The following is a 17,690-nucleotide window of genomic DNA, read 5'->3' on the forward strand; positions in this document are numbered from 1 at the left end:
CAGACAGCCACCACAGCCGACCCAAGCCGACCCTCACGCGAGGCAGACCCCCGCCCCGGACAGCCCAGTCCAGTCCCGGAACCTCAGACCTCGACCGACTCCGGCGCCGCCGGAAGGCTGTCCATGAAGGAGCTCACCGAGAAGACGGCGCGGCCGGGGCCGGGAGGGCCGTACCCGGGGGGCGAGGAGAGGCCGAAGTCGTCCATGGTCTGGCGGTAGGCCTGGAGCAGCCGGATGTGGTACTCCAGCGGCGCGCCCTGCGGGTTGGCCTTGCCGAGCGGGGTGGTCGGCTCGGGGCACCAGGTCGTGAAGCGGGGCGTGATGCCGTGCGACATGAAGAACCGCAGGCCCTCGGTGGTGGACGCGATCGCCTCGTCGACCGTCTTGAAGCCGAACGGCTCCGCCATCTCGACGCCCGCGACGAAGTTGGGGATGACGTTGCGCGGCCCGAACACCTCCGCGGAGTCCAGGATCCGCTTGTGCCACACGTCCCGGCCGACGTACCGCTCCTTGCCCGGGCAGAACATCTTGAAGAGGTACTCGTCCCACACCTCGTAGTTGGGGTGGTAGATCTGCACGCCGTAGTCCTTGAAGCGCTGCACGTCGTCCTTCGGCAGCGCCTGCGCGACGACCTTGCCGATCCACCGGCCCGGGAAGCGCTCCTCGATGGCCTTGGCGTAGAGACCGTAGAAGTCGGCCTCGTCACGCCCCTGCAGCTTCGACGTGATCGCGCCGCCGGTGAGCGTGTAGGCGGTGGACGCCTTCGCGGTGTCGTACCGGTCGATGATCTCCAGGGCTTCGAGGACCTCCTCGACGTCCTTGACCCCGGTGTAGGGCCGCCCGGCCGCCTTGTGCTGGCGCCAGTTGTGGTTGATGTCGCAGTACTGGCACTCCTCCTTGGCGCCGAAGTACTGGCACACCCGGAAGACGGTCAGATAGATCAGATAGCCCCACTGGATGGTCGGGGCGACCTCCATGACGGACTTCCCGCTGGAGAGCTTGTGCCGGTAGTACTCCGGCATCGGCGGCACACCCACGTCGGCGATCCGCTTCCCGTCGAGGTAGAGCCCGAGCATGCCGGAGTCATCGGCCGCCACCCGGTACGGCGAGGCGGGGTTCACCCGCACCGACACCACGGTTCGCCGGAGGTCGTACGGTCCGCCGGTGAGGATGATCTCCTCCGGCGGCCGGCGCAGCGCGGCCTCGCCCAGCTCCGGCAGGGTCCCGTGGTCGAAGGAGAAGATGAAGTACGACTTCGGCTTCACCTCACCGGACTCGTTGTCGCTGAGGGCGGACGGGTCGAAGGCCACGCCACCTCGCAGCAGGTCCTCCTTGAAGACGGCTTCCCGCGGTACCTGCGGAAACCGCTCCATCAGATCCTCGACCAGCGCGGTACGGCTGCCCATCCCGTGTCTCCTCCCGGCTCAGACGTACGACCGACTCCTCACGGTATGCCCTCGCACCGACATCACCCGTGCCGGGTCCCCTCACGGCGCGCGATATGGGACGGTACGGGCGTTTCCGGGGGCAGCGACGGGTCGGGAACGGGCGCACCCCACGCCGAGGTGAGCGGAAGCACACCCGCCCAGAGCCCCAGCTCGGCGTCGGGCCCGTCCCCGTCGTCGGGCGCGCCGGTACGGATCTTGACGGAGGACTCGTCGAGGCGGAGGGCGAGCAGGGTGGTGGCCGCGAGTTCCTTCCGGCTCGGCTGCCGGGCGTACGACCACTGCCCGGGCGTCGCGTGTTCGGTCAGCCGGCGCAGGCCCATCAGCTTCTCCTCGGGGTCGGTCACCTTGCGGGCCTCGCCGTGGATCATCGCGCTGCGGTAGTTGACGCCGTGTTCGAAGACGGACCGCGCGAGGACCAGCCCGTCGACGTGCGTGACCGTGACACAGACCGTCGTACCGCCCGCGAGACTGCGGCTGGCCACCGAGCCGTGCAGATAGAGCTGCCGCTCGTCCCGTCCGTACACCGTGGGCACGACGATCGGCCGCCCCTCGACCACGACCCCGAGATGACAGACGAACCCGGCGTCGAGGATGGCCTCCAGGTCGGCCCGGTCCAGGCTGCCCTGTTCGCGCAGACGCCGGTGGCGGGTGAGGTCGGTCTCGGGAAGCTGATCAGGAGCCATGAACCGGGACGCTACTGATTCAGCGGCTCCGAGACCAGCCCTCGGCACAGCTGATCCTTGTCCAAGCCCTGGAACAACGAAATCCGTAGCTCAGGCCGTTCGTGCCAGTCCGGCGTAGTCCACCGGCCACGCGAGCCCCGCCCGTGACACGACCCGCGCCGCCTCCTCGGCGACCGCAAGGCCCAGGCGCGCCAGCTCGTTGCCCTGGGACCCCGCGAGGTGCGGGGTGACGAAGGCGCCCGGCAGGTCGTGGAGGGGGGAGTCGGCGGGCAAGGGTTCCGGGTCGGTGACGTCCAGGACCGCGGACAGGCGGCCGGTGCGCAGTTCATCCACGAGGGCGTCCGTGTCGACCAGGCTGCCCCGCGCGGTGTTGATCAGGACCCCGCCGTCCGGCATCAGGGCCAGCTCGCGGCGGCCGATCAGGTGCCGGGTCTCCGGGGTCTCCGGGGCGTGCACGGTCACGATGTCGGACCTGCGCAGGAGGTCGTCCAACCCCATCAGGGGGACACCCAGCTCCGCCGCCCCCGCCTCGTCCACGTACGGGTCCGTCAGGCTCACCGCCAGGTCGAACGGGCGCAGCAGCTCGATCACCTTGCGCCCGATCCGGGACGCCCCGATCACCCCGACCCGCCGCCCGTGGTTGCCGATGCCGGGCACGACCCCCCAGCCGTGGGACGCCCGCTCGGCGCGCATCCGCTCGCGGCGTACGAAGACGTCCTTGCCGGCGAGGAGGATCATGGCGAGCGTGTACTCGGCGACGGGCAGCGCGTTGGCCTCGGCCGCCGAGGAGACGGCGATCCCGCGCCGCCAGATCTCGGGGGTGGCGAAGCCCTTGACCGAGCCGGCCGAGTGCAGGACGGCCCGCAGTTTCGGGGCCGCGTCGAGGACGGCCGCGTCCAGCCGGGGGCAGCCCCAGCCGGTCACGAGGATCTCGGTGCGGGCCAGGACGTCCGCGAGAGCGGGGTCGGTGAGGTCCTCGGCGACCAGCGCGGGATCGATGTCCACGCACTCCCGCAGCCGCGCCAGCACCGCGGGCGGGAAGACGAGCGGCAGGTTCTCGGCGGTCATGGCGAACAGCGCCTGGGGTCGCTCGGGCAAGGTGGTGGTCCTCCATACCTGCGGAAAGGCGTACGGAAAGGTTGTAGAAAACGCTCTCTACGGTAGGGCCCGACAAATGAGAGGGTCAACGCATACACACTTCCGGGAGGAACGACGGACATGTCGGAGACGATCACCAACTGGGCGGGGAACATCACCTACTCCGCCGAGGAACTGCACCGGCCCCACTCGCTCGACGGGCTCGCCGCCCTGATCGCGGGCAGCGCGCGGGTGCGGGTGCTGGGCAGCGGGCATTCCTTCAACGAGATCGCCGAGCCGGGCCCGGAGGGCGTCCTGCTGTCGATCGCCGACCTGCCGCCGGTGATCGACGTGGACACCGAGGCCCGTACGGTACGGGTCTCGGGCGGCGTCCGGTACGCCGAACTCGCCCGTGTCGTCCACGCCCACGGCCTCGCGCTGCCCAACATGGCTTCGCTTCCGCACATCTCGGTGGCCGGCTCGGTGGCGACCGGCACCCACGGCTCGGGCGTCGGCAACGGTCCGCTCTCCTCTGCCGTGCGTGAGGTGGAGCTGGTCACGGCGGACGGCTCGTCGCTGACCATCGGCCGGGAGGACCCGCGTTTCGGCGGCGCGGTCACCTCACTGGGCGCGCTCGGTGTCGTCACCGCGCTCACCCTGGACCTCGTGCCGTCCTTCGACGTGGAGCAGTACGTCTTCACCGAACTCCCCCTCACCGGGCTGGACTCGGCGGCCTTCGGGACGGTCATGTCGACGGCGTACAGCGTCAGCCTCTTCACCGACTGGCGCGCTCCGGGCTTCCGGCAGGTCTGGGTCAAGCGGCGGACGGACCAGCCGCTCGCCGACTTCCCGTGGGCCGCGCCCGCCACCGAGAAGATGCACCCGGTGCCGGGGATGCCCGCGGTCAACTGCACCGAACAGTTCGGGGTGCCGGGGCCCTGGCACGACCGACTGCCGCACTTCCGGGCCGAGTTCACGCCGAGCAGCGGGGCGGAACTCCAGTCGGAGTACCTGCTGCCGCGCGAGCACGCCGTCCAGGCGCTGCACGCGGTGGACGGCATCCGGGAGACGGTCGCCGGGGTGCTCCAGACCTGCGAGGTGCGGACCGTGGCCGCCGACGAGCAGTGGCTGAGCCCCTCCTACGGCCGGGACACCGTGGCCCTGCACTTCACCTGGATCGCGGACACGACGGCCGTCCTTCCGGTGGTGCGGCGGCTGGAGGAGGCGCTGGACCCCTTCGACGCACGGCCGCACTGGGGCAAGGTCTTCACCACGCCCGCGGATGTGTTGCGCGAGCGCTGGCCCAGGCTCGGCGACTTCCGGAAGCTGGCGCACGAGCTGGACCCCGAGGCGAAATTCGCCAACGCCTTCGTCCGGACCGTACTCGCCGACTGACTGTATGAAGCTCCCGAGGTGACCCTGCCGCGGTGTGGGTCAACCTCGGCCACGGCCACCACGGCCACCACGGTGTCGGCTCGGTCCTGCGGGCCGAGTCGGCGGAGTTCTCGTTCGCCTTCTCGGTCCTCCACCGGTGACCTCCGGTGTTCGATTAGTCCAATTCACAGGTGGGTTAATCCATTGCCAGTGTGATCGGGATTCTGCGACGGTCATGGGGTACCCGCGGCCGGTCGGCCCTCCAAGCCGACCGGCCGCAACTCTTGTTCACGACAAGGGAGTTCACAGCGTGCCCGGAAACATCGAGGTTCGCGGCCTGTCCCGCACCTTCCATACCACCGTCCGTCGCCCCGGCCTCGCCGGCACCCTTCGCTCCCTGGTCAACCCGGAGCGGGTCGCCAAGCACGCCGTCTCGGACATCACCTTCGACGTGGCGCCCGGCGAACTGCTCGCCCTGCTCGGCCCGAACGGCGCCGGCAAGTCCACCACCATCAAGATGCTCACCGGCATTCTCACGCCCACCTCGGGCGAGGCCCGGGTGGCGGGCGTGGTGCCGTACGAGGATCGCGAACGCAACGCCCGTAACATCGGCGCGGTGTTCGGGCAGCGCACCCAGCTGTGGTGGGACCTGCCGGTGCGCGAGTCGTTCTCCATCCTCCGGGACATCTACGAGGTGCCGAAGGCCGAACACGCGGCCCGGCTCGCGGAGTTCGACGACATCCTGGAGCTGTCCGCGTTCTGGGACACCCGGGTCCGTCATCTCTCCCTGGGCCAACGGGTGCGCTGCGACCTCGCGGCCGCGCTGCTGCACGACCCGCCGGTCGTTTTCCTCGACGAGCCGACCATCGGCATGGACGTGGTGGTCAAGGAGCAGGTGCGGGAGTTCCTGCGCCACCAGGTGGAGGAGCGCGGCCGTACGGTCCTGCTGACCACCCACGACATGACCGAGGTCGAGCGGCTCGCCGAACGCGTCGTCCTGATCAACCACGGCCGGCTCGTCCTGGACGGCTCGCTCGACGAGATCCGCCGCAAGTTCGGCTCCACCTGGCAGGTCCGCGCGACCCTGGCCGACGCGCACACGGACGTCGTCCCGCTGCCCGGGATCGCGGTGCTGCGCAAGGAGGGCCCGCAGGTCGTCTTCGGCCCCGAGAGCCCCGACGGACCGGGCTCCCCCACCGTGCACCAGGCCCTGAAGGCGGTCATCGAGCGGTACGAGGTGACGGGCGTCGCCATCGACGAGGCCGACCTCGAAGACGTGATGCGGGCGGCCTACGTCCACGCCGAACCCGCGACCGAGGCGGTCTGAGATGGCCGTCCTGCACGCCTGGCGCGCCGCGCGGGTCACCCCGCTCGGCGAGCTGCACGCACCGCCCCGGATGACGGCCGTGCTGGTCCGGCTGGCCGTCCAGGTGGTCCTGGTGGCCTCCCTGTGGCACGGCCTGTACTCGCACACCGGCACCACCGCGGGTCTCACCGAGGGCCAGGCGGTGACATACGCCGTCCTGGCCGTACTCGCCTCCCGCCTGCGGGAGTTGGACCAGTACGCGGGCCGGGACACCGTGTTGCAGCACATGCACTTCGGTACGATCGTCTACTGGTATCTGCGCCCGCTGCCGCCCCAGCGCTACCACGCCCTGCGGGCCGTCGGCGAGCAGTTGTACGGGTTCGCGTGGGCCCTCGCCGGCTACCTGGTCTGTCTGGCGGCCGGGGTGGTGGATCCGCCGAGGTCGGCAGCCGTGGCGGGGGTGTTCGCGCTGAGCCTGCTCCTGGGCCAGTTCGTGCTGTACCACGTGATGCTGGTGCTGGACCAACTGTGCTTCTGGACGGTCCGCAACAACGCGGCGATGCTGATCCTGATCTTCGCGCAGAACCTGCTGTCCGGTGTGTACGCGCCGCTGTGGTTCTTCCCGGACTGGTTCATCACGCTGAGCGGATTCCTGCCGTTCCAGGCCACGTTGAGCGTGCCCCTGTCCCTGTACATCGGCCGCATCCCGCTGTCGGACGCCTTCGGGCAGCTGGCGATCCAGGCGTTCTGGGCCGTGGCGCTCCACCTGTTCACCCGTTTCCTGTGGCGGCGGGCCGCCCGTCGCGTCATCTCCCAAGGAGGCTGAGGCCTGTGAACGGCATGCGGATCGCGTGGCGCGTCACGCGTCTCAACTTCCGTGCGCAGCTGGAGTACCGCACGGAGTTCCTGCTGATGATCGCGATCGGTGCGATCTGGCAGGTGTCGGTGATCGTGTTCGCCACCGTGCTGCTGACCCGGTTCACCGGGATGGGCGGCTGGGACAGTTCGGAGGTCCTGCTGATCCCGGCGACGCGGATGCTGGCCCACGGGCTGTTCGTGCTGCTGCTGGGCCGGGTGCACGGCGCGGGCCGGCAGATCCAGGAGGGCCGGATCGACATCTACCTGACCCGCCCGATGCCGGTGTACCGCCAACTCCAGCTGGAGTTCTTCCCCACGAACGCGATCGGCGACCTGACGGTCGCGGTCGGCCTGATGGTCGGCGCCCTGAGCCGTAGCCAACTGGACTGGACACCGGGCCGGATCTCCTACCTGATCGCCGCCGTCATCGGCGGCATGTTCCTGGAGGCGGCCCTCTTCACGGCGATCGCCTGCGCGGGCCTGCGCTTCCCGGCCGCGGACTACTGGAGCCGCTGGCTGGAGGAACTCCTCGGCACCTTCGGCAGCTACCCCCTCAACGTCCTCCCGAAGGCGGTCGGCGGCCTCCTCACCTACGGTCTCCCCCTCGCCTTCGTCGCCTACTTCCCGGCGGCGGTCCTCACCGGCCACGGCCACGACACGGGCGCCCCGTACTGGCTGGCGGCGGTCTCACCCCTGTTGGGCGTGGTGGCGTACCTGGGGTCGCGGATGCTGTGGCGGTGGAGTCTTCGGCACTATGCGGGGGTCAACGGGTGACGTCGGGCCCTGCCCGGCGGACGTGGTCTCAGGCCCGCCGGACGGGGGTGAACAGAGCCGTGATCGCGATCAGTACGCAGCACGCGCCGGCGGCCACGCCGACCGGGGCCGTGCCCTGGTGTTCGGCGGCCCAGGTCAGGACGGCCGCGCCGATCGGGGCCGCTGAGTAGTGCAGGGTCCAGAAGGCCGCGGTGACCCGGCCCAGGAGCGGTTCCGGGGTAACCTCCTGGCGTAGCGACATGGAGCAGGTGCCGGCCATTCCGCCGCAGGCGAGGAAGACCGCGGTGAGCAGGGCGACGGCCGGTACGTCACGGGCCCAGCCGATGCCGGCGAAGGCGAGCCCGCACAGCGCCACCGAGCCGGTCCAGACCGCGCCGAAACCGAGCCGTCGGCGTACCCGGGCCACCAGCAGGGCGCCGGCGATGGTGCCGAGCGCGCCGACGGCCATGACGGTGCCGACCGTGCCGTCGTCGTGGCCGAGGTCGTGCTTGAGGTGGTAGATCACCAGGTCGTTCAGGCCGAGGGTGAGGAAGCTGAACACGAACAGCAGCGCGGTGAGCGAGCGCAGCACCGGGTGCCCGCGCAGGAACGCCACTCCGGTGCGCAGGTCACGCCACAGGCCGGTGCGTTGGGGCGCCGCGTCGGGACGGGCGCGGAACCGCACGAAGAACGTGCACAGCGCCGACACCCCGAAACTCGCCGCGTCCACGCCGACCGCCGTGGCGGGGCCGGTCCAGGCCGCCACCACCCCCGCGCACACGGGTCCCAGCACCCCGGCCGCGGCGGCCGTCGCGTTCAACCGCCCGTTGGCCTCCGTCAGTTGACCGGTCCCGACAAGACTCCGTACGACGGTGACGTACCCGACCGCGAACAGCATGCCGACCGCCTCGCACACCGGCAGCACCGCGTACAGCAGCCAGACCCGCGGCCCGAACAGCCACACCAGCGGGATCACCGCGTACAGCACCATGCGTACGAGGTCGCAGCCGATGAGCAGCCGACGCCGGTCGACCCGGTCGACCAGCACGCCCGCGAACACGGCGGCGACGACGGAGGCGGCGCCGCCGACCGCCGTCAGCAGGCCCATCCGCGCGAGGGAGCCCGTGGCCTCCAGCACCAGCAGGGGCAGGGCGATCAGGGCGAAGGAGTCACCGAGGACGGAGAGCGTCTGCGCGGCCCAGAAGACGGCGAAGTCCCGCTGCCGCCACAACGGACGCGCCTGGTCGTCGGACGACCAGGAAGCCGTACTGTCATCGGACGCTCCGTCCCGCCGCACCTCGTGCGCCATGCCCCTCCCCAGGTCCCGGACAACCTGGGCAACCCTAGGGCCGCCTGCACCGGCACGGAACCGACTTTCGACGCCCGGGTGCCGCGGCCCGGGTACCGCGGGAAGTGGCGCGACGAGGGTCTGACCGGTCTCCAGGGACCGTATTTCGGGTATCGGCTGTTCAGCGCCCGGTACGCGACGGCTGCACGCGGGCCGCCAACCTGCGGCCCAAGGCCTGGCCGGGTGCTTCGACGCAACGGTGGGTCAGCAGGCACACGGGCAACAGCGCAGCGAAGAAGGCCACTTCGAGCATGGGACTGTCCTGCCGCCGTCGGCCGATCGTGCCGTCGATCACCGCCAGCAGGACCGGATGCACCAGATAGACCGAGTAGCTGATCGTTCCCTGTCACGCCACCTGCACGACCAGTCCACGGGAACCGGGTGTCAGCGGCCGCGGGGCCGGCCGCTGATCGCCGGCACGCCCGCGCTTCGACGCACCGCCGAGATCCCCTACGCCATGCTGAGCACCCACGGCCTCGCCGAGTCCGATCTCACCGACGCGGTACGCCTGTTGCGCGTCACCTTCCACGGCTACCGCGCCCTGGAGTCGGCGGGCGGCTTCGGAGCGCCCCGCGACGTACGGAAGTCCTGGGACAGGGCGGTGGACGCCCTGCACGTGGCTCTGACCTACTGGCCCCATGAGGAGAAACCCGATGACTGACCCGTACTACGACATCACCGGCCACGGCCCCGTCCTGCTGATCGTCCCCGGCGGCGCGGGCCATCCCATGGGTCTGGACCCGGTGACGGACGCGCTCTCCGCGCACTTCACCGTCGTCACCTACGACCCCCTCGGCCTCGCCCACGGGCGCCTCGGCGAACCCGTCGAGGACCAGCGGGTCCAGGACTGGAGCGACGGCGCGCGGCGGGTGCTCGACGAGACGCTTCCGGAGGGCGGGAGGGCGTACGTCCTCGGCACCAGCGCCGGGGCCATCGCCGTGCTCGACCTGGCCGCGCGGCACGCGGAGCGGCTGCGGCACGTCGTCGCGCACGAGCCGCCGTGTGTCGGGGTGCTGCAGGACGGGGCACGGCAGCGGGCCGCGTTCCGGGAGGTCTGTGACGTCTACCGGGCCAGGGGCCTTGCGGCGGCGGGCGCTCTGATGACCGCCGTACTGGAGGAGCGGGACGCGGGAGAGCTCCCGGAAAGCCAACCCCTCACCCGTGAGGAGGAGTTGATGACCCCAATGGCGCTCTCCCTCGCACACGTCATCGCGCCCTTCACGTCGTACGTCCCCGACGCGGGCCCCTCCCCGGTCCGCCTCACGGTCGCCGCGGGCGCCGACTCCCGCGGCCAACTCCTCTACCGCACGGCTGAGTTCCTGGCGAAGGAGCAGCAGGCCGACTTCGTCGAGTTCCCCGGCGGCCACCTCGGCGTCCTCCAACACCCGGTCAAGTTCGCCGAACGCCTCACGCGCACACTGCTCGGCGCCGGACCTCGGTCATGACAGGTCACCGAGCGCGTCGGCGTAGTACGTGGACTCCCTGAGATGCAGGGCCAGTTCCCGGAAGGTCCAGCCCTCACCGGGTGAACGGTCGAGCTGATCATCCGTGAGCGCGTCGAGGCGGTTGGCCCAGACGCGGGCGAGCCGACCGAGACGGCTGCGGGCCTCGTCCAGGTCCTCCTGGGTGAAGGGGGCGAGGTCGGCCTCGGTGGTGATCGCGGACGCGTGCCAGTGGTCGGGCTGCGGGGTCTCGCCCACGAGCCGTGCCTCCAACTCGGCGAGGTGGTCGACCAGATGATCGGCGACCCGGCGGACCGCCTTGTGCGGGGTGTAGAGACGGTCGTCGACATGGACGGGCTTGCCGTCCCACGCGGTCCAGGTCGCGGCCAGGTCGAGCACGTGGCCGACCATGCCGGTCACGGCCTGCGCCGGGGTCTCCTGCGGGTGTTCGCTCATACCGGCACGCTAGGTACGGGTTGCTTCGGCGGCGGCCGAAGTGTGGGGGCAGGGGCGGTGAGCGCGGCAAAGGTCCCCAGGCATGCCGATCCGACCTGGTGGCCCCGGCCCTGTCCCCCGGTGCCGAACGTCACCACTCCCGTTCCGCCGCGCTGCGCTCCACGCAGAACTCGTTGCCCTCCGGGTCGGCGAGGACCACCCAGCCCATGCCGTCGCCGGTGCGCTGGTCGTCGAGGAGTGTGGCGCCCAGGTCGAGAAGGCGGGCGACCTCCTCGTCGCGGGTGCGGTCCTGGGGCTGGAGGTCGAAGTGGAGGCGGTTCTTGCCGCTCTTGGACTCCGGGACGGTGACGAAGAGCAGGCCCGCGCCCTCGATCTGTGCCTCCTCGTCGCCCGGTCGGTCCTCCTCCTGGAGCGGTTGGCCGAGGACCTGGGACCAGAAGTCGGCGAGCGCGTACGCGTCGGCACAGTCGATGCTCACGTGGCGGATGGCGGAGGTCATGGGGGGATTCTCAGGGACCCGGCCGAGAGCGGCAAGGCCGAAAGTTACGTGGTCGCCCGCTCACGGCAACCTCCGCGGCCGCCGCGGCGACCTGGAGGCATGACTTCCGCAAGACGCACCCTGGGCGACGGCGACACCCCGAGCAACACAGTTCGCGACACCGCTCGTGACATCCCCCGCGCCGGCCACCGCCGGGTCCGCGCGGCCCGTAGGCCCGTCATCGCCGGTCTCGCCGCGACCGCCGTGCTGGCCGGGGCCTGGTACGCGACCGCCGGCGCGGCCACCGCTCCCCCGCTCGCACCCACCACCACGGCCGTGAGCCTGTCGGCCAAGTTCCCTTATCTGTCCCCTGGTTACAACAACACCCGCGAGTGGACCCGGACGGCGACCGCCGTGGCGCCCAACGGCACCCTGCGCGTGGCCTGGCCCGCCTCGGACGGCATCCATGTCACCCCGCTGACGTCTGCGGGGAAGCGCTCGGGTACGGACACCGTCGTCAAGGGGGCGAAGGAGGTCGGCGGGCTGGTCGCGCACAACGACGGTTTCGCCCTGCTCACCCGGGTCGCCGACACCAACAAGTGGAAGGAGACGGCGGCCGCGATCGTCCGGTACACGGGCGCCAAGAGGACCTGGACCTCCAAGCTCACCGGCACCACCTCCCAGGACACCTCCCCCACCCTCGACGGCCAACTCACCTGGAACGGCAAGAAGTACGGCGCCTATTTCGTCGTACACGGCGCGGGCGGCTTCGCGGACGGCCACTTCGGCGACAAGTTGACGTACGTCAGCGCCAAGGGCGGGAAGCTGGGCGGGGGTTGGGGTTGGGGGTGCAGTCACAACGAGGGTATCGCCCTGCACGCCGAGACCACCGGTGACTTCACCTCCCTGTGCTTCGACGACTGGCGTTCGGGCCTGTTCGTGTCGACGGGCATCGGCGCCCCGGACGTGGCCCCGGTGGTGCAGCGGGAGCAGTGCTGGGCGGGCTACTGCGGCGGTACGTTCCCCGGCCGCACCGGTGATCTGGTGAAGTCCGCCGCCGGCCGTTATGCGACCGCCTTCGCCTCGCGCGGTGCCGCATCCGCGAAGAAGAACCCGGACGACTCCAGCGGCCGCGGCTGGACGGTCAAGCCGAGGACCGGCACCCATCAGGTGGCCGTGGCCTTCCTCAAGAACCGCAACTCCGGTCCCGGCAAGGCGATCTACCTGACCAGCGCCAAGACCGTCGAACACGTCAACGTGCACGTGGCGCCGTACGGCGGCAACCGGCTCCTCGTGTCCTGGGAGTCCCTGAAGAACGCCAAGTGCGCGAGCGGCACCTGCACCGGCACCTTCACGGGCACGCACATCCGGCTCATCGACTGGAACGGAAAGTTCCAGAGTGCGGACAAGGTGGTGTCTGCGCGGATCAGCGGTGACATCGCGGTCCAGAAGGACGGCACGCTGGTCTGGGCGTACGCCCCGGTCACACCCACGTACGCCAAGCCTCTGACAGGTGCGTCCCCGACATCGACGAGCCTGCGCATCGCCCGACTCAAACCCTGATTCCACGGTATCCGCGGGCTCCGCTCGTGCCGCGCCACCCGGGACCGCTCAGTCCCCGGCGAGGATTTCCACTGCGGAGCCCGCCAGCCGGACCCGCGTCCTGGAGCCTCCACTCCAGGTCACCGTCAACTCCCCCGCCCCTACGGCCCGTACGGTCACCGTCTCCTCCAGCGGCACCGCGTCGGTCTCAGTGGTGAGGCGGGCCAGTGCGACGAACAACGTGTCCCCCTCGCCCGTCACCCCGCTCAGCTCGTCGTCGAGGCCCACGGCGGGCAACAGTTCGGCCCGGACGCCCTCGCGCGCGACCCACCCGGTCGCCCGCACCGCCGTGCCGGGCTCGGCCCCGGTCACGAGGAAGGCACGTACCTCCACGGCTCCCCGCGCGAGGACCGCACTGGAAACCCGCACGCCCCCGGCCGCCGTGTGCCGTGAAGCCACCCACCCCTCCCCGACCCCCAGCGGCTCGATCTCCGTACGGCTCGGATCGCCGTCCACGAACAGGCTGTTGTCGTACGACGCCGAGGGCTCGGTCGCCGTCGAGTAGGCGAGGCGGGTGTAGTACGGGTCGTAGCGGACGTCCTCGCTGCCGTGGTTGTGGAGGCGGACGACGCCGTCGGAACTCGTGGACTGGAGAAGCCAGTTGGGAGCGGCGATCGGGGTGAGCGCGTCGGTGCGTTCGGCCGGGCCCGGCTCCTCCACCGCCGTCCACACCTCGTGGTCCGCCGGGAGGAGCAGGCCGAGGAAGCCCTTGCTCGCCCAGTAGGGGGAGGCCGGGCCCGAGTAGCCCTGCAGGACGGCCGGGTCGGGCCCGTGCCAGCCGAGGGTGAGCAGGTCGCGGGAGTCCACCGCGCCCCGGTCCAGGAAGTACTTGAGGGCTCCGGAGGCCAGCCTTCGGGTCTCGCCCGGGGAGAGCGGGGTGTGGCCCGTCAGCGCGCCCAGCCACAGGGGGGCCGTCGTCGCGAAGCGGTACGTCAGTGAGCGGCCCTGGTGCATCGGGGCGCCGTCGGCGCCGAACAGGCGGGCGTAGTCGTCGAGATGGCGGGCCAGGCGGCCGCCGTACAGGTCCAGCAGCCGGTCGTCCCGGGCCAGCCAGGCGTGCAGCACCGGGTAGAGGTGCATGGCCCAGCCGTTGTAGTAGTCGAACTTGCGGCCGTCGCCGTCGGTGTACCAGCCCTCGCCGACGTACCACTGCTCGATGCGTTCCAGGCCGCGGTCGATCGCCTTGCGGGAGGCCTCCGGCTCGTACCCGGCCGAGGACAGGAAGCCGGCGACCGTGACCGGGAAGAGCTCCCAGTTGCAGGGCCATGCCTCGGCGGTGAGCGCGTCGCCGAGCCAGGCCGCGGCGCGCTGCCGTACGGAGTCGTCCAGACGGTCCCAGAGCAGCGGCTTGGTGATCCGCAGGGCGAACGCGATCGACGCCGCCTCCACCAGCGGCTGGCTGCGGTCCTCGATCCGGGGCCAGACGCCCGAGACTCCGGCGGCGAGGCCGTCGGCGTACCTCTCCAGCGCGGTCGCGTCCTGGCGGAGGGCCGCCAGCAGGAGCGTACGGGCGTAGCCCTCAAGGCCGTCGGAGAGCCGGCCGGACCAGCTCTGCCGGTCGCCGGGGAGGTGGTAGAGGGCGCGGTCCTCGGTGGCGTACGGCTCGACCGCGGTGAGCAGGGCGTCGGCGGCGGCCTCCCAGTGGGCGCGCGTGTAGCCGGTGTGCGGACTGAGGGTGCGGTCCTCGGGGGGCAGCTGCATCGGTTCTCTCTTTTTCGACTCACAGGCTCACGGGCCAGCAGGCTCACGGGCCCGCCGGCTCACGGCCTCGCAGGCCCACGGGCCCGCCGGCTCCCAACACAGACCTGGGGCGCCCCGGTTCCGGTCGGGACGCCCCAGGCGTCTATCCCACCCGCACCTGCCCTGCGGGCACCAGTCCCTGTGCGACGAGTTCGTCGCGGACCAGGCCCGCGTACACGGTGGCCCCGTGCACGGAGGTGTGGGTGTTGTCCCTTTTCTCGTTGTAGAGGTAGATCGCCTTGGAGCCCTCCACGCCCAGCGACTCCACAAGCGACTTCGTCTTCGCCGTCAGGTCGATCAGCGGGACGTCCTCGGCCGCGGCAACCGAGCGGATCACCGCGGGATGGTCCACCCCGAGGCCGTTGACCAGCAGGGCCGTCCCGTTGTTCAGCGTGCCGTCCGAGTTGAACCAGCGTCGCACGATGGGCGTCACGAGGACAGGGTTCCCGCCTTTCTCCCTCACACCCGCGACCAATGTCTCCAGGTTCGCCCGGTACGTCGCCTCGTCCGTCGTCTTGTCGTCCTCGGCAGCGGAGGCCCGGAGGCTGCGGAGATCGCGCACGAAGCCCTCATCAGGGAGTGGGGCCGCCTGTCGGCGTGGGTGGAGGAAGGCGCCCTATTCCAGCAGTGGCTGGCAGTGATGGAGAAGCGCTCGCGAGTCAAAGACCTGCTGTCCGCTACCCGGGTGGCGGAAGCGTAGAGGTGGCTGGGCGAGCGGAGAAATGACGTCCCCCGGTACGTTGCCGACTTTATTGAGCACAGCAGCACAGTGATCCTGAAACAGCAGCAGACCCAGGAGATGCTCAGCCTTCCCGGAGCTGGTCCCGGACCGTGTCCTGCACATCTGTACCTGTGTACTCGATGACCAGCTCGACACTCCCGAGTCGGTGAACTTCACCGGCTGCACTCGCCGTACGACGCGCATGGCAACCTGATCGCTTTCTCCGTCCGCGACACGGGCATCGGGACCGCGAACGACACATTGGAGATCATATTCGAGGCGTTCACACAGGGGGATGTCACGATCGCTCGAAGGTTCGGCGGCACTGGGCTCGGGCTGTCCATCGCACGTGAACTCGCGCATCTCCTGGGCGGGGAGATCCACGCGCAGAGCGAGCCGGGGCGCAGCTCGACGTGCACTCTGCACCGCCGCCCTCTAACGTCCCGCTCAAGGACAACGAGGTGCGCGCCTCCCCAGACCCAGCCGACGCCACAGGCTCCGAGGCCACTTCACAAGTCCCCCGCAACGAGGGCTTCGCCCGGGACGACTTCCATATCAACTTCGATCGTCAGCAGGTCACCTGTCCCCGGGGGCTGGTCAGCGCGGGCTAGCACGGCCCCTACCCGACCTCCTCGCCCACCGCGGCCCCGCTGATCGTGGCACGGTTCACCCAGAGCCAGCGCCGTCCCTGCCCGGCACGCACGCAGCGCACCAGCACCAGCACCGCCGACAGAGCCCGCACCGTGGGTCTTCCCCCGCGCGAGCTCCGTGACCTGCAATCCGCGTTCGCGTCGAAGAGCAGACGCCCGAGTGGAAGGCCCGATACGCGGTTCGCTCCGGAGTGGAAGGCCGGTCAACGAGTTCGCCCGCGGAGACGGCATGTGGCGCTGCCGCTACCGAGGACCGGGAAGGGCCCACGTCCAGCACGTGTTGACGGCCATCGCCGTCAATATCGTGCGTCTCAGAGGACCGTCACCGGCTGAGGAGCGCCCCGCACCCTGCCAGCCGACTGCCTTGCCCGAAGTCCTGGCGCATCCTGGGCAGTTGACTCCGCCGATACCAAGATCCCCGACCGAGTCAAGCTGAGGGTGTAAGTCGCCTTGGATAGCGTTATCTTGCTACGCCTTGCCGTGTCAGATGCCCGCGGGAATGGTCCAGTTCTGGCAAGAGCAAGTGCTCGAAGCCGTGCCTCCCGCTGGCGGACTGGACAGAGCCATGAGCGGCCGGCTGCTGCCCGAGCAAGGCGACTCGGGTGAGTTCTGCCTTGTTGCCGACACCCAGCTTGACACGGATGCGTTTGACATACGTGTCGACCGTATGCGGGCTAATACCGAGCCGGGTCGCTATCTGACGATGAGTCAGGCCGCGGGAAATCTGCCGCAGTACCTGCGTCTCACGGTTGGAGAGGTTTCCGTCTGGAACAGTCACCCACTCCTCGGGAGGAGAACCGTTACAGCCGCACGGGAACTGGGTGTCGTCACGTCGGCACGGGGTGGGCTTGGAACCGGTGGCAATGGCCTGGACGGCCCGCACGACGCAGGCAACCGATCCATGCTTGTGGATGATGCCGGAGGCGCCTGCCCGTAGGTAGGCGTCGTAGCCCGCCTCGAGAGCGGAGTTGACGACGAGGACCGGCGTGTGGGCAGCGAGTTCGGTGACGTGGTGCAGGGAATCTCCGGGCAGAACCTCGGCGTCGAGGAGGAGAACATCGCTACGCCCGGGCGGATTCACCTCAGATGACCGTACGATCACGTCGATTCCCGACCTGTCAAGAACCTGGATGAGTCCGGCGAGGTAGATAGGAGACGCCGTAATTGCTTCGGTCTTGATCATGAATCCCCGTCTTGTAGCTGTACTGCTTGCCAGCACATCAACATTCAGATGCAAAGCAACAGCTCCGGGCAATCGTGTCGCCGCAGCCGTCTCTCCACTCCGACCGGGCCCCCGATCGAGTCAACTGCAGTTCCCGGGACCTTGCTTCTCGATTCGAAAGTGGATGCTACCAGTCAACTTCGGTTCAACCCGTAGCCCTTTCAGGCGCAGCCCCGGAGTAGTCCGGGGATGTCCGGTTTGATCGGTTGATCGTCGACCGGCCCAGGATGCAGGACGAGCAACGTTCTTGTGGATCATGGAGGTCTCTGCGCTGCCACGATCTGCAAGGGTGCCGTATTGGTCACCCCATCTCCTCGCATGCCTGTGGCGCCGCCGGATACGGCCTGCCCTGGCCATGGCCGTCCTCCATGGCCTCGGTCGTTTCCCGAAGGGCTGCTGGAGGTCCTGACTCAGGTGCCCGATCCGCGGGATCCTCGCGAGGTGCGGTACCGGCTGGCCGCGCTGCCCGCGATCGGTGTCTGCGTGAGGACCACAGCCGACCAAATCTCCCCTGTCTCCACAGGAGAGGGGT

Annotated in this window: 15 protein-coding genes and 5 pseudogenes; 9 read left to right on the top strand and 11 right to left on the bottom strand. The window is 70.0% G+C overall.

Annotated features, from left to right (window positions below; all coding sequences use genetic code 11):
- Positions 1-83 precede the first annotated feature (83 nt).
- From ABZT93_RS35095 to ABZT93_RS35105, 3 genes are all read right to left on the bottom strand, one after another.
- On the bottom strand, positions 84-1,406 hold the full coding sequence (locus tag ABZT93_RS35095; protein ID WP_356112302.1) for a radical SAM protein: 1,323 nt from the start codon (positions 1,404-1,406) through the stop codon (positions 84-86).
- A 62-nt stretch (positions 1,407-1,468) separates the two neighbouring features.
- Positions 1,469-2,131 (bottom strand): pyridoxamine 5'-phosphate oxidase family protein, encoded by a 663-nt coding sequence (locus ABZT93_RS35100; protein ID WP_356112304.1) that lies wholly within the window; start codon positions 2,129-2,131, stop codon positions 1,469-1,471.
- Between the two features lie 90 nt (positions 2,132-2,221).
- Positions 2,222-3,229: a hydroxyacid dehydrogenase gene (locus ABZT93_RS35105; protein ID WP_356112306.1), complete on the bottom strand. Its 1,008-nt coding sequence runs from the start codon at positions 3,227-3,229 to the stop codon at positions 2,222-2,224.
- Positions 3,230-3,349: 120 nt separating this feature from the next.
- Here ABZT93_RS35105 and ABZT93_RS35110 point away from each other — a divergent pair, with 120 nt between their 5' ends.
- From ABZT93_RS35110 to ABZT93_RS35125, 4 genes are all read left to right on the top strand, one after another.
- On the top strand, positions 3,350-4,603 hold the full coding sequence (locus tag ABZT93_RS35110; protein ID WP_356112307.1) for an FAD-binding protein: 1,254 nt from the start codon (positions 3,350-3,352) through the stop codon (positions 4,601-4,603).
- 289 nt (positions 4,604-4,892) lie between these two features.
- Positions 4,893-5,909 (top strand): ATP-binding cassette domain-containing protein, encoded by a 1,017-nt coding sequence (locus tag ABZT93_RS35115; protein ID WP_356112309.1) that lies wholly within the window; start codon positions 4,893-4,895, stop codon positions 5,907-5,909.
- Between the two features lies 1 nt (position 5,910).
- On the top strand, positions 5,911-6,714 hold the full coding sequence (locus ABZT93_RS35120; RefSeq protein ID WP_356112311.1) for an ABC-2 family transporter protein: 804 nt from the start codon (positions 5,911-5,913) through the stop codon (positions 6,712-6,714).
- 5 nt (positions 6,715-6,719) lie between these two features.
- Positions 6,720-7,520, top strand: coding sequence for an ABC-2 family transporter protein (locus ABZT93_RS35125; RefSeq protein WP_356112313.1), 801 nt, complete (start codon positions 6,720-6,722; stop codon positions 7,518-7,520).
- A 28-nt stretch (positions 7,521-7,548) separates the two neighbouring features.
- Here ABZT93_RS35125 and ABZT93_RS35130 read toward each other — a convergent pair whose 3' ends face one another.
- Both ABZT93_RS35130 and ABZT93_RS35135 read right to left on the bottom strand, forming a co-directional pair.
- Complete coding sequence (locus ABZT93_RS35130; protein WP_356112315.1) at positions 7,549-8,808, bottom strand: MFS transporter; 1,260 nt, start codon at positions 8,806-8,808, stop codon at positions 7,549-7,551.
- 160 nt (positions 8,809-8,968) lie between these two features.
- Positions 8,969-9,190 (bottom strand): annotated as a pseudogene (locus ABZT93_RS35135) (acyltransferase); the annotation flags it as partial.
- Positions 9,191-9,253: 63 nt separating this feature from the next.
- Between ABZT93_RS35135 and ABZT93_RS35140 the strand changes: the two are divergent.
- Together ABZT93_RS35140 and ABZT93_RS35145 are read left to right on the top strand one after the other, a co-directional pair.
- A pseudogene (locus tag ABZT93_RS35140) lies at positions 9,254-9,508 on the top strand (TetR-like C-terminal domain-containing protein); the annotation flags it as partial.
- Positions 9,501-10,292, top strand: coding sequence for an alpha/beta hydrolase (locus ABZT93_RS35145; RefSeq protein WP_356112317.1), 792 nt, complete (start codon positions 9,501-9,503; stop codon positions 10,290-10,292). The pseudogene ABZT93_RS35140 and the gene ABZT93_RS35145, both read left to right, overlap by 8 nt.
- Here the strand turns inward: ABZT93_RS35145 and ABZT93_RS35150 are convergent.
- Together ABZT93_RS35150 and ABZT93_RS35155 are read right to left on the bottom strand one after the other, a co-directional pair.
- Positions 10,287-10,745 carry a hypothetical protein gene (locus ABZT93_RS35150; RefSeq protein WP_356112319.1) on the bottom strand — a complete coding sequence of 153 codons (459 nt, stop codon included), beginning with the start codon at positions 10,743-10,745 and terminating at the stop codon, positions 10,287-10,289. The genes ABZT93_RS35145 and ABZT93_RS35150 overlap by 6 nt on opposite strands.
- Before the next feature lie 130 nt (positions 10,746-10,875).
- A complete protein-coding gene (locus ABZT93_RS35155) occupies positions 10,876-11,244 on the bottom strand; it encodes a VOC family protein (RefSeq protein WP_356112321.1) in 369 nt (122 codons plus the stop codon).
- Positions 11,245-11,343: 99 nt separating this feature from the next.
- On the opposite strand from ABZT93_RS35155, the gene ABZT93_RS35160 reads away from it, so the two are divergent.
- Positions 11,344-12,786 carry a hypothetical protein gene (locus ABZT93_RS35160; protein ID WP_356112323.1) on the top strand — a complete coding sequence of 481 codons (1,443 nt, stop codon included), beginning with the start codon at positions 11,344-11,346 and terminating at the stop codon, positions 12,784-12,786.
- Positions 12,787-12,834: 48 nt separating this feature from the next.
- Here the strand turns inward: ABZT93_RS35160 and ABZT93_RS35165 are convergent, their stop codons facing one another.
- Positions 12,835-14,526 carry a DUF2264 domain-containing protein gene (locus ABZT93_RS35165; protein ID WP_356112324.1) on the bottom strand — a complete coding sequence of 564 codons (1,692 nt, stop codon included), beginning with the start codon at positions 14,524-14,526 and terminating at the stop codon, positions 12,835-12,837.
- Between the two features lie 142 nt (positions 14,527-14,668).
- Positions 14,669-15,088: pseudogene (locus ABZT93_RS35170) on the bottom strand (carbohydrate esterase); the annotation flags it as partial.
- Between ABZT93_RS35170 and ABZT93_RS35175 the strand changes: the two are divergent.
- Positions 14,993-15,265 (top strand): annotated as a pseudogene (locus ABZT93_RS35175) (hypothetical protein); the annotation flags it as partial. The pseudogenes ABZT93_RS35170 and ABZT93_RS35175 sit on opposite strands and share 96 nt — an antisense overlap.
- A gap of 216 nt (positions 15,266-15,481) precedes the next feature.
- A pseudogene (locus ABZT93_RS35180) lies at positions 15,482-15,712 on the top strand (ATP-binding protein); the annotation flags it as partial.
- 193 nt (positions 15,713-15,905) lie between these two features.
- On the opposite strand, the gene ABZT93_RS35185 reads toward ABZT93_RS35180, so the two are convergent.
- Positions 15,906-16,028, bottom strand: a complete 123-nt coding sequence (locus tag ABZT93_RS35185) for a hypothetical protein (RefSeq protein ID WP_356112326.1) — start codon at positions 16,026-16,028, stop codon at positions 15,906-15,908.
- Positions 16,029-16,396: 368 nt separating this feature from the next.
- Positions 16,397-17,119, bottom strand: coding sequence for a response regulator transcription factor (locus ABZT93_RS35190; protein WP_356112328.1), 723 nt, complete (start codon positions 17,117-17,119; stop codon positions 16,397-16,399).
- Between the last annotated feature and the right edge of the window lie 571 nt (positions 17,120-17,690).

Origin of the sequence: Streptomyces sp. NPDC005303 (assembly GCF_040607335.1) — a bacterium.
Lineage (GTDB): Bacteria > Actinomycetota > Actinomycetes > Streptomycetales > Streptomycetaceae > Streptomyces.